Genomic DNA, 12,239 nt, shown 5'->3' with positions numbered 1-12,239 from the left:
AAGGAGTTCACCCATGAGTCACCATGCAATTGTCGCCCCCGAGGCAGGCGGCCCCGAAGTCCTTGGGTACGTCGCGACGGCAAAGCCCGCCCCCGGCCCCGGCCAGTTGCTGGTGAAGGTTGCAGCAACCGGGGTGAACTTCATCGAGACCTACCAGCGCGCGGGCATCTACAAGGTCGGCTACCCGTTCACCCCGGGTTCGGAATGCTCCGGCACCGTCGAGGCCGTCGGCGAGGGCGTCGACGGCTTCGCCCCGGGCGACCGCGTGGCAACGGCCGAGGGAACCGCGGTCTACGCCGACTACACGCTCCTCGACGCGGACAAGGCACTCCCGGTCCCCGACGGCGTCCCCCTCGAGGAAGCCGCAGCCTTGCCCCTGCAGGGAATGACGGCACACTACCTGATCAATTCCAGCTACGACGTAAAGCCCGGGGACACCGTGCTGACCTACGCCGGGGCCGGCGGCGTGGGCCTGCTGCTGATCCAGCTGCTGAAACTGCGCGGCGCCACAGTCATCACCACGACCTCGACCGACGACAAGGCCGCGCTGGCCCGGGCGGCGGGGGCGGACCACGTGCTGGCCTACGACGAGGTGCCGGCGAAGGTCCTCGAGATCACGCAAGGCCGCGGCGTGGAGGTCGTCTACGACGGCATCGGCAAGGATACCTTCGAGAACTCCCTGGCCTCGCTGAAGACCCGCGGCATGCTCGTGCTTTTCGGCGGGGCCTCCGGGCAGGTGCCGCCCTTCGACCTGCAGCGCCTGAACGCCCACGGGTCGCTGAGCGTCACCCGGCCCAAGCTGTCGGACTTCCTGCTGACCCCCGAGGAACGCCGCTGGCGGTCGAACGAGGTGTTCGAGCTGGTGGCGCAGGGCAAACTCAAGGTCCGGGTCGGGGCCAGCTTCCCGCTCGCGGAAGCCGGCGCCGCACACGCGGCCCTGGAATCGCGCGCCACCACCGGAAAGGTGATCCTGGTCCCCTGATCCGCACCCAGACGCAGCGTCATCGAGGGCGGTTGGGGTCACGCCCCAAGCATCCCCAACAATGTCCCACCCGAATGGGCAAACGCTGCGTTCAAGAAAATCAATAAGTCACCAATCTTGCGTTAGGTTCTTGACGACAAGCGGGTTGCTCGCCCACGCTTCTAGGCATGAGTGCAGATCCACACACCCGCGCAGCAAACCAGAACCCCGGGTCGCAGTCGGCCCTCCGCGAGTCCAACGAACAGCGCGTCCTGGCCACGCTGCGGAACCAGGGAACACTCACCCAAGCGGCACTTGCACGCTCGACCGGCCTGTCGACGGCAACAATCTCCAACATCGTCAAGGCCCTGGTGTCCTCAGGCCGCGTCTCCACCACGCCGACCACCAGTTCCGGGCGCCGCGCGCTCGGGGTCACGGTGCTCGACGAGGCGGACGTGGCGGTGGGGATCGACTTCGGCCGCAGCCACGTCCGGGTGGTCCTCGCCCGCCCAGGCTTCAGGCTCGTCGACGAGGAGCACGCAGCGCTCGAGGTAGGCCACCGCGCGGAAACCAGCATCGAGACGGCCGCCCGGATCCTTGAATCCCTGTGCGAGCGCACCGGCACCGCCCGCAGCCAGCTCATCGGCGCGGGCATCGGCATCCCCGGGCCCATCGACCACCGCACCAACATGGTGGTCCGCGGCGCGATCCTTCCGGAGTGGGTGGACATCGACATCGAAGCCCGCCTGCGCCAGGCCCTTGACCTGCCGGTTTTCATCGACAACGACTCAAACCTTGGCGCACTGGCCCAAATTACCTGGGGCGAGCACCAGGAATGCGCCCACCTCTGCTTCCTGAAAATCGGCAGTGGAATCGGAACCGGGTTGATCCTCAACGGCGCGCCGTACTACGGCAGCCTCGGCATCACGGGCGAAATCGGGCATTCGACGATCTTCGACCGGGGCCTGATCTGCCGCTGCGGCAACCGCGGCTGCCTGGAAACCGTGGCCTCCACCGGGATCATGGTCGAGCTGCTCAGCCGCACCGAGGGCTCGCCCGTGGGCATCGAGGGCATCATCGAACGGGCCCGTTCCGGCGACCCCGCCACGTTGCGGGTCATCGACGACCTGGGGGCCGCCGTCGGCCACGCGCTGGCCAACGTCGCCAACCTCATCAACCCCGAGGTCTTCGTCCTGGGCGGACCGCTGGCCCCGCTGGGCGACCTGCTGCTCACGCCGATCCGCCGCGGACTGCAGCGGCACGCCATACCCGTCATCGGGGAAAACACCACGCTGTGCATGTCGCTGCTGGGCGACCGCGCCGAGGCACTGGGAGCGGCCGCGCTCGTGCTCCGGCGGGCCGCGACGCTCCCCCAGCCGGCCCCGGAACCGATGCACAGGTAACAATTTGCGTTAAGTAGTTGACTGCATATGTGACTAGGGTCACTATGGTCGAAGTTGCAAACATGCAATTCGACATGATCAAACATTTTCAAACATCCGTGGAGGTAGTTATGCGTCGTCGTCTCACGCTGGTTGCAGCGGCAGCAACATTGGGGTTGGCCCTGGCCGGCTGTGGCGGTGCCTCGGACACGCCTTCCGGATCGGCAGCCCCGCCGAGCGAAGCCACAGGCAAGGTCGGCGTGTTCACCTGGTGGGCCGACGGCTCCGAGAAGGTCGGCCTCGACGCACTCGTCGGGGTCTTCACCAAGGACTACCCGAACCTGACCTTCGACAACCTGGCCGTCGCCGGCGGAGCCGGCTCCCAGGCCAAGAGCGTGCTTGCCGCCCAGCTCAAGGCCGGCAACCCGCCGGATTCGTTCCAGGCCCACGCCGGTGCCGAATTGCAGGACTACATCGATGCCGAGCAGCTCGAGGACCTGACAAGCTTCTACGCCGACAACAAGCTGGCCGACCAGTTCCCCAAGGACCTCGTGGACCGCCTCACCGTCGACGGCAAGATCTACTCGGTCCCCTCCAACATCCACCGCTCCAACGTGGTGTGGGCCAACGTCGAGGTCCTGAAGAACGCCGGGCTGGACCCGGAAAAGCCCGCCGAGAACCTCGACGCGTGGTTCGCCGACATGGACAAGATCAAGGCCACGGGCAAGACCCCGCTGGCGGTGGGCGGCTCCTGGACCCAGGTCCAGCTCTTTGAGAACGTGCTGCTCTCCAGCCTCGGCGTCGACGGCTACAACGGCCTGTGGGACGGCACGACGGACTGGAAGGGCGCGGATGTCACCAAGGCCATCGAGGCCTATAAGAAGGCCCTCGGCTACACCAACTCCGACCGCGACTCGCTGAGCGACTGGGCGCCTGCCACGCAGCTCGTACAGGACGGCGCCGCCGCCTACAACCTCATGGGCGACTGGGCCGAAGCCAAGTTCGCGCAGGACGGCGACAAGGCCGGGGTCGACTACACCTACTTCCCGATGCCCGGAACCCAGGGCGTCTTCAACTTCCTGGCCGACTCCTTCACCCTCCCGGTGGGTGCCCCGAACCCGGACGGCGCCAAGGCATGGCTGACCACCGTAGGCTCGCCCGAGGGCCAGAGTGCCTTCAACAAGGCCAAGGGTTCGATCCCCGCCAACACCACGGCCAAGACCGACGACTTCTCCGACTACCAGAAGAGCGCCATCAAGGACTTCTCCCAGGACAAGATCGTCTCCTCCCTCGCCCACGGCGCCGCGGTCCCGGTTGCCTGGCTCAACGACCTGAGCACCGCGGTCAGCAAGTTCGGCGGCGACGGCAACGTTGCAACCCTGCAGGAATCGGCAGCCGCCACCGCGGAAAAGTTCGCCAAGTAAACACATCCACCACCCACGTGGGGCGGTAGCAGCCGACACGGCACGCAACCGCCCCCACGCGTCTTGGCTCCACATCCTTGAGGGAGGATACACATGTTCAGGCGTGTCAGGCACTGGGGTCCGGGGCTTCTGCTCCTGACCCCCACCATCATCCTGGTCGGCGTCTTCGTGTACTGGCTCATCGCCGAGAACTTCCGCGTCAGCCTGACCAACCAGCACACGGCCAAGCCCAGCAACAAGTACGTCGGGTTCGAGAACTACACCAACCTGCTGGCCGACCCGAACTTCCAGCACTCGCTCTCCAACCTCCTCATCCTCACCGTCGTCTTCCTCTCCGGAACCCTGCTCTTCGGCTTCCTCTGGGCCTGGCTCCTGGACAAGCCGGCCAAGGGCGAGGGGTTCTTCCGCGCCGTGTACCTCTTCCCGATGGCCGTCTCCTTCATCGCTTCCGGCGTCGTCTGGCGCTGGCTGCTCTCCAGCCTGCAGACCGACCAGCCCGGCGGCGAGCGCGCCACCGGGCTGAACCGGTTGTTGGACTCGGTGGGGCTGGGCTTCCTGCAAAACGACTGGTGGTCGAACCCCACCTGGGGCATCGCGGCGATCGCCGTCCCGGCCATCTGGCAGTTGTCGGGCTACGTCATGGCGCTGTTCCTCGCCGGCTTCCGCGGCATCCCCGAGGAGCTGCGCGAGGCCGCGCGGATCGACGGCTGCAGCGAGTGGAAGCTCTACCGCCACGTCATCTTCCCGCAGCTGAGCCCCGTCATGCTCTCGGCGGTCATCATCATCGGCCACATGTCGCTGAAGCTCTTCGACCTGATCCGCGCCATAGTCCCGGATGCCAACACCTACGACGTGCAGGTCCCGGCCACCATGATGTGGGTCAAGTACATCGGCAGCGACTACGCCGACGCCGCGGCGATCGGCATGATCCTGCTGGTGCTCGTGGCGCTCGTGGTCATCCCCTACCTCATGTACACCTCGCGAGCGGAGAAGCGCTGATGGCAACCCCGACCATCGACCGGGCCATCCCCGGCGGCACCGACACCGTCCCCGCGGGAACGGCGCACCACGGCAGGCGCCGGATCAACCGCACCCTGAAGTACGCGCTGCTGCTCTTCTTCGTCGTCGTCATCCTGATCCCCGCCTATGTCCTGGTCATCACCAGCTTCAAGGGGACCTCCGACGCAGACCCCTCGCGCGCCTGGCTGTTGCCGCAGGAGTGGGAAACCGCCGGCTGGGCCAAGGCCTGGACCACGCTGGCCCCGGCGCTCGGCCGCACCTTCCTGATGGTCATCCCCGCCGCCCTGGTGTCGGCGACACTCGGGTCGGTGAACGGCTACGTGCTCTCCAAGTGGCGCTTCCCGGGGGCGAACGTGGTGTTCACGCTGATCCTCTTCGGCATGTTCATCCCCTACCAGGCCGTGATGATCCCGCTGACCCAGCTGATGAGCGACCTGGGGGTCCCGCAGGGCATCCCGTCGCTGATGCTGCTGCACATCGTCTACGGGCTGCCCATCTGCACGCTGATCTTCCGGAACTACTACGAGTCGGTGCCCAGCGAACTGATCGAGGCGGCCCGCATGGACGGCGCCGGGATCATCCGCACCTACGCCTCGGTGATCCTGCCGGTCTCCGCCCCCGGCTTCGTGGTGGTGCTGATCTGGCAGTTCACCTCGGCGTGGAACGACTACCTTTTCGCGTCGTTCTTCTCCTCCGGACGCAACGGGCCGGTGACGATCGCACTGAGCTTCCTGGCCGGCGGCCAGCTCACCGACTACGCGGCGTCGATGGCCGGGGCCCTGATCGCCTCGGTGCCCACGCTGGTGGTCTACATCCTGCTGGGCAAGTACTTCGTCGGCGGCCTGATGAGCGGCTCGGTCAAGGGCTGATCCCGGCAGGGTCCGGGCCCGTCCGGCCTGTCCGGCCTGTCCGGGCCGGGCGGGATCCTCAGCGCGGCGCCCAGACGATGCTGCCGACCAGGTGCTCGGGGAGCATGTGCCCCAGCCGGTCCGCCATCCCCGGGCCCAGCTCCGCGCAGCCGGTCCCGGGGCTGCGCAGCAACAGGTGGCGTGCGGGCCCGTCGACGACGGGGATCCCGCCGCTGCCTGCGATGCCCTCGCCGGCAGCCTTCGCCACCGCCTCCTTCAGCGCCCACCAGCGGGCCCTGCGGATCCTCCGCTCCGGCCCCGGCAGCGCGGCGAGCTGCGCGACCTCCCCCGGCGCGTAGGCGTAGGCGTCGAAGGCGCCGTCGACGGGTTCCGGGGCGAACACCGGATCGCCGAGGTCCACCAGGTCCACCCCGATGCGCCATGTCGCGGGAGCCAGGCCCAGCAACATCCAGCCCGCGGTGCGCGCATAGGAGACGGCGAAGGAGAGCCCGGACCTCGGCACCACGATCCTCGGCACCCCGTGCAGGGACGAGGCGCAGGCGGGGCAGTGCTGGGCAAGCACCAGTTCCCCGGGATGCACCGGGGATTCCCCGGTCCTACCCAGCAGCCCTGCCGCCAGCACCCGCGCCAGCACGCGGCCCGCCGTGAAATCCTCACGGGGGCGGCCGGCTCGGTACCCGCCGGCGCGCTCGACCTCGCCGTCGGAGAGCCGCACCTCCGGGTGACGGGCTGCCTCAGCCAGCGGGGCGGCGGCCCAGCGCGGCCAGTCGGCCGGAGCCGGCCCTGCCTTGTCCTCCCGGTGGCCCATGCCCCTGCCTCTTCCGTCCCGTGCCGTCCGTGCCTGGAATCGCCCCGGCCTGGAATCGCCCGTGCCCGGAACCTCCCGCCCGGTGTCTGCCGGCGCCGGGGTTCACGGGCTCTTTCTGTGCCAAGGTTATCCCGCGCGCCGGCCGGGCGCTCCGCGCGCCCGTACCGTGCCGCTCCACCGGCCCGGATTTGTGACGCCCGGCGTCCCGAAACACCTTGTCCGCACGCACTTGGACACCTTCCGTTAACCTTTCATCGCTACGGTGATCCCGTACATGCCGGCCGTGCGGTGGCAGCCACCTGACCGGTGTGCCTCCCTGCCACGGCGCCGGGCCCCATGCCCCGGACCCCCGCACGGGAGGACCGGGCACCGCTTCAGGAAAGCCACAGTGGAACAAAGCCCCAGCACTTCCCTCCGGGAGGCCACCGGCCCCGGGTTCCTGCCGCAGTACCCCGGCAGCGAGCTGGCCCCGGAACCGCGCACCCTCATGGACATCCTCGAGGCCAGCGCCGCGGCCCACCCCGACGCACCGGCCCTCGACGACGGCGAGCGCCCGCTCACCTACGCCGAACTCCTGCTGGCGGTCGGCGAGGCGGCACACCGCCTGCGCGCAGCCGGGCTCGGTGCCGGGGACCGCATCGGCATCCGCATCCCCTCGGGCACCCGCGGGCTGTACATCGGCATCCTCGCGACCCTGTCCATCGGCGCCGCCTACGTACCGGTCGACGCCGACGACCCGGAGGAACGCGCCAGGCTTGTCTTTTCCGAGGCCGGGGTCGCCGCGGTGCTCGGGGCCCGGGGCGCCATCGACTCCCTGCGCGAGGGCCCGCACCCCGGACCCGCCCGCGCCGCGGCGCCGGGCGACGACGCCTGGGTCATCTTCACCTCCGGATCCACCGGCACCCCCAAGGGCGTGGCCATCACCCACCGCTCCGCGGCGGCCTTCGTCGACGCCGAATCCCGGATCTTCCTCGCCGCCGGGCCGCTGGGGCCAGGGGACCGCGTGCTGGCGGGCCTCTCCGTCGCCTTCGACGCCTCCTGCGAGGAAATGTGGCTGGCCTGGGCCCACGCGGCCTGCCTGGTGCCCGCCCCGCGCGCGCTGGTTCGCTCGGGCATGGACCTGGGTCCCTGGCTGGTGACCCGCGGCGTCACGGTGGTCTCCACGGTGCCCACGCTCGCCGCGCTCTGGCCCGCGGAGGCGCTGGAGAACGTGCGCCTGCTGATCTTCGGCGGGGAGGCCTGCCCGCCGGAGCTTGCGGCCCGCCTGGCGGTGACCGGGCGCGAGGTCTGGAACACCTACGGGCCCACCGAGGCCACCGTCGTGGCCTGCGCCTCCCGCATGGACGGGAGCGGCCCGGTGCGGATCGGGCTGCCGCTGGAGGGCTGGGACCTGGCAGTCGTGGATGCCGAAGGCGTACCGGTGGCCCCCGGGCAGAGCGGGGAGCTGATCATCGGCGGTGTCGGGCTCGGCCGCTACCTGGACCCCGGGAAGGACGCCGAAAAGTACGCGCCCTTCGAGTCGCTGGGCTGGCAGCGGGCCTACCGCTCGGGCGACCTGGTGCAGGCCGACCCGGAAGGGCTCATCTTCCTGGGCCGGCTCGACGAGCAGGTCAAGCTCGGGGGCCGGCGCATCGAGCTGGGCGAGATCGACGCCGCGCTGCAGTCCCTGCCCGGGGTCTCCGGAGCCGCGGCGGCGGTGAAGACCACGGCCGCCGGAAACCAGGTCCTCGTCGGGTACCTGGCCGCCGACCCCACCTACGACACACCCGCGGCCCGCGAACGGCTCGCCGGCATGCTCCCGGCCCCGCTCATCCCGCTGCTGGCCGTGGTGGACACGCTGCCCACCAAGACCAGCGGCAAGGTGGACCGCCACGCCCTGCCCTGGCCGCTGGCCGGGGCCGCCGAGACCGAGGGCGAACTGCCGGAGCTCGGCGAAGACGCCCGCTGGGTCATCGAACGCTGGACCGGCGTGTTGGGAACCCCCGTCACCTCCCTTGACGCGGATTTCTTCGCCTCCGGCGGCGGCTCGCTGGCCGCCGCGCAGCTGGTCTCCGCCCTGCGCGAGCGCCACCGCACGGTCGCCGTTGCGGACATCTACTCCCACCCGCGCCTCGGGTCGCTGATCGAGGCCCTGGGTGCGGGCTCCGACGAACCCGTCGAGGTCCGCGCCGTGGCGCGCACCACCCGCAAGGCCCAGGTCTTCCAGACGCTGATGGGCGTGCCCACTTTCATCCTGGTGGGCATGCGCTGGCTCGTGTACCTGGCGGCGGGCAACAACGTGCTCGGCGCCCTGGGCGTGTTCACCGAGGCGCCACGGCTTTCCTGGTGGGCGGTCGGCGCCCTGTGGCTGCTCTTCGCCTCCTCCCCCGGGCGCATGCTCATCTCCGTGGCCGCGGCCCGCACGCTGCTGCGCAACCTGGAACCCGGCAGCTACCCGCGTTCGGGCAAGGTCCACCTGCGGCTGTGGATGGCCCAGCAGGTGGCCGACCTGGCGGACCCCGTCTCGCTGGGCAGCGCCCACTGGATCCAGTGGTACGCCCGCGCCCTGGGCGCCACGGTCGGCACCGGGGTGCAGCTGCACTCGATCCCGCCGGTCACCGGGCTGCTGAGCGTCGGGCACGGCGCCAGCATCGAACCCGAGGTGGACCTCACCGGATACTGGATCGACGGCGACCGGGTCCACGTCGGTTCCGTCGAGGTCGGTGCCGGGGCCATCGTCGGGGCGCGCAGCACCCTGATGCCCGGCTCCGTGCTCGCCGAGGGTGTGGTGCTGGCCGCGGGCTCGGCCCTGGCCGGGTCCACCAAGGCGCACTCCGCCTACTCGGGCTCCCCGGCCACCCGCACGGGCAAGGCCAAGCCGCAGTGGCCCGCCGAGGCCGGGGCCCGCGGCGCCGGACGCGGACGCCGCGCCGTGTATGCGCTGGCCTCCGCGGCCCTCGGCGCGCTGCCGCTGCTCTCGATCGCCGGTGCCGTGTGCGTGGCGGCCCTGTTGCTGCGCGGCCAGGAATCCCTGCACGACTCCCCGGCCCGGCTCGCGCTGGCAGTCCCCGCCGCCGCGCTCACCTGGTTCTTGCTGAACATGCTGCTGGTGCTCGCCGCCACCCGGCTGCTGGGCCTGGGCCTGCGCGAGGGCTGGCACCGGGTCGACAGCCGGACCGGCTGGCAGGTCTGGGCCACCGAACGCCTGCTGGACATGGCGCGCGACCTGCTCTTCCCCCTCTATGCCTCGCTCTTCACCCCCGTGTGGCTGCGCCTGCTCGGTGCCAAGGTCGGGCGCAACGTGGAGGCCTCCACGGTGCTGCTGATCCCCAAGATGACGACGATCGCCTCCGGCGCATTCCTGGCCGACGACACCATGGTCGCCACCTACGAACTCGGCGGCGGCTGGATGAAGGTCGGACGGGCGAAGATCGGCAAGCGCGCCTTCCTGGGCAACTCCGGCATCGCCGGGGCCGGGCGCCGGGTGCCGCGCAACGGCCTGGTCGCGGTGCTTTCCGCCACCCCGGCCAAGGCGAAGGCCGGGACCTCCTGGCTGGGCAGCCCGCCGGTGCGCCTGCGCCGCACCGCGGTGGCCGCGGACGACTCGGTGACCTACGCCCCGCCGCTGCGCCTGAAGGTGGCCCGCGCCCTGTGGGAGCTGTGCCGGTTCGTGCCGGTCGTCGTCACGGTGGGCGTTGCCGCACTGGTGCTGGTGCTGCTTGACGTGCTGGCCGCCGGCTACGGCTACCTCGTCGCGGCGCTGCTCAGCGGCGCCGTGATGCTGGCCGCCGGGGCCGTCGCCGCGGCCTCGGCGGTCGCCGCCAAGTGGCTGCTGGTCGGGCCCATCCGGCCAGGCGAGCACGCGCTGTGGAGCTCGTTCATCTGGCGCAACGAGGTCGTCGACACGTTCATCGAGATGGTCTGCGCCCCGTGGTTCGCCCACGCTGCCGCCGGCTCCCCCGCCCTGGTCTGGTGGCTGCGGGCGCTGGGCGCACGGATCGGCCACGGCGTGTGGTGCGAAAGCTACTGGCTCCCCGAGGCCGACCTCGTCACCCTCGGCGACGGCGCCACCGTCAACCGCGGCACGGTCGTCCAGACCCACCTCTTCCACGACCGGGTCATGGCCATTGATACGGTGGAACTCTCCGCGGGATCCACCCTGGGCCCGCACGGGGTCATCCTGCCGGCCGCCTCGCTGGCCGCGGGAGCCACCGTCGGCCCGGGGTCGCTGGTGATGCGCGGAGACTCAGTGCCCCCGTCGAGCTACTGGATGGGAAACCCCGTCCAACCCTGGAGTCCCCCGCAGCCATGAGCCACACCCCGCCACACCGCACCGACGGGCCCGACGCCTCGCCGTCCACGTCCCTCCCGGCCGCGCCCTTCCTGCCCGACGCGTACGTGCCCCGCTCCGGCAGCGCCGCCTACCGGGTGCTGCACTACGACCTCGACCTGGACTGCCGGCTCGGAGGCAACCGGCTGGACGGGCGCGCGGTGATCACCGCCGTGGCCACTGCCAAGCTGCAGCGCCTCGACCTGGACCTCTCCGGGCTGCGGGCCTCGCGCTGCCAGCTCAACGGCGCCAAGGTCTCCAGGTTCACGCAGAAAGCCGGCAAGCTGGAACTGCAGCTGCCCTCCCCCGTGCCCGCCGGCGAGCAATTCACCGTGGAGGTGCGCTACGGCGGGAACCCCGGCCCGCGCCGGGGCGCCTGGGGCGAGGTCGGCTGGGAGGAGCTCACCGACGGGGTACTCGTGGCGGGCCAACCCAACGGGGCCGCCACCTGGTTCCCCTGCAACGACCACCCCAGCCAGAAGGCCACCTACAGCATCCGCATCGCCACGGACGCCGGTTACCGCCCGGTGGCCAACGGGCGCCTTGTCGAGCGGCAGCGCCGGGCCACCCGGGAGGCCTGGACCTACGAGGTCGACGAGCCCATGGCCAGCTACCTGGCGACCCTGCAGATCGGGCGCTACGAACTCCGGGCACTGGAGGGCACGGGGGCCGCCGAGGGCGGGCGGCACGCCGAGGCGCCGCACGCGGTCCCCCAGTGGATTGCCGCGAGCCCGGCGCAGCAGCGGACAGCCGCCGCGGCGCTGGCCGACCAGCCGCGGATGATCGAGACGTTCACCGACGCCTTCGGCCCCTACCCGTTCGCCGAGTACACCGTGGTGGTCGCCGAGGACGACCTGGAGATCCCGCTGGAGGCGCACGGCATCTGCATCCTGGGCAAAAACCACCTGGCCCCGGGTTGGGAGCAGCAGCGGCTGATCGCCCACGAGCTCTCGCACCAGTGGTTCGGCAACTCGTTGACCGCCGGCGCGTGGCGGGACATCTGGCTGCACGAGGGCTTCGCCTGCTACGCGGAGTGGATCTGGTCCGAGGCGTCGGGTTCGCTCGGCGCCGACGAGCGCGCCCGCGGGGCCTGGTCGATGCTCGCGGCCCTGCCACAGGACCTGGCGGTCGGGAACCCCGGGCCCGCCGACATGTTCGATGACCGGGTCTACAAGCGCGGAGCCCTGGCCCTGCACGCCCTGCGCCTGGCGTCAGGGGACCGGGCCTTTTTCGCGATGCTGCGCTCGTGGAGCGCCGCGGGGCGGCACGGGACCGTCACGGCCGCGGGTTTCCTCGGCCACCTCGACGCCCACCTGTCCCTGGGCCTGCCCGCCGCCGCGTTCATGGCTCCCTGGCTCCTGCAGGAGGCCCTGCCGCCGTTCCCGGAGGCCGGGCCGCTGCGCGGCTGAGGGGCTGCCACGCAGCGGTCTGTTGCGTGCCGGTCCATGTCAGACCCCTCACGGGCA

At 70.8% G+C, this 12,239-nt stretch carries 8 protein-coding genes; 7 read left to right on the top strand and 1 reads right to left on the bottom strand.

The genetic code is table 11. From position 1 onward, the window contains the following. Positions 1 to 13: 13 nt before the first annotated feature. The 5 genes from ACSYDW_RS18080 to ACSYDW_RS18060 all read left to right on the top strand — a co-directional run bounded on the left by ACSYDW_RS18080 (position 14) and on the right by ACSYDW_RS18060 (position 5,656). Entirely contained in the window at positions 14 to 982 is a 969-nt protein-coding gene (locus ACSYDW_RS18080) for a quinone oxidoreductase family protein (protein ID WP_438340124.1), read from the top strand. A gap of 167 nt (positions 983 to 1,149) precedes the next feature. Further along, positions 1,150 to 2,364 (top strand): ROK family transcriptional regulator, encoded by a 1,215-nt coding sequence (locus tag ACSYDW_RS18075; protein ID WP_438340123.1) that lies wholly within the window; start codon positions 1,150 to 1,152, stop codon positions 2,362 to 2,364. Positions 2,365 to 2,474: 110 nt separating this feature from the next. After that, a complete protein-coding gene (locus tag ACSYDW_RS18070; RefSeq protein WP_438340122.1) occupies positions 2,475 to 3,767 on the top strand; it encodes an ABC transporter substrate-binding protein in 1,293 nt (430 codons plus the stop codon). A gap of 93 nt (positions 3,768 to 3,860) precedes the next feature. After that, positions 3,861 to 4,766 (top strand): carbohydrate ABC transporter permease, encoded by a 906-nt coding sequence (locus ACSYDW_RS18065; RefSeq protein WP_438340121.1) that lies wholly within the window; start codon positions 3,861 to 3,863, stop codon positions 4,764 to 4,766. Next, a complete protein-coding gene (locus tag ACSYDW_RS18060; protein WP_438340120.1) occupies positions 4,766 to 5,656 on the top strand; it encodes a carbohydrate ABC transporter permease in 891 nt (296 codons plus the stop codon). The genes ACSYDW_RS18065 and ACSYDW_RS18060 overlap by 1 nt, the downstream gene beginning before the upstream one ends. A gap of 58 nt (positions 5,657 to 5,714) precedes the next feature. Here the strand turns inward: ACSYDW_RS18060 and ACSYDW_RS18055 are convergent, their stop codons facing one another. Next, entirely contained in the window at positions 5,715 to 6,464 is a 750-nt protein-coding gene (locus tag ACSYDW_RS18055; RefSeq protein WP_438340119.1) for a 4'-phosphopantetheinyl transferase family protein, read from the bottom strand. Positions 6,465 to 6,951: 487 nt separating this feature from the next. Between ACSYDW_RS18055 and ACSYDW_RS18050 the strand changes: the two genes are divergently transcribed. Then, a complete protein-coding gene (locus ACSYDW_RS18050; protein ID WP_438340139.1) occupies positions 6,952 to 10,755 on the top strand; it encodes a Pls/PosA family non-ribosomal peptide synthetase in 3,804 nt (1,267 codons plus the stop codon). Beyond that, positions 10,752 to 12,182: a M1 family metallopeptidase gene (locus tag ACSYDW_RS18045; RefSeq protein WP_438340118.1), complete on the top strand. Its 1,431-nt coding sequence runs from the start codon at positions 10,752 to 10,754 to the stop codon at positions 12,180 to 12,182. The genes ACSYDW_RS18050 and ACSYDW_RS18045 overlap by 4 nt, the downstream gene beginning before the upstream one ends. The last annotated feature ends 57 nt before the right edge of the window (positions 12,183 to 12,239 follow it).

The organism is Paeniglutamicibacter selenitireducens (assembly GCF_051550675.1).
In the GTDB taxonomy this organism is placed as follows: Bacteria; Actinomycetota; Actinomycetes; order Actinomycetales; family Micrococcaceae; genus Paeniglutamicibacter.
The sequence above is the reverse complement of the archived record's forward strand: the minus strand, read 5'-3'. Positions and strand labels throughout refer to the sequence as shown.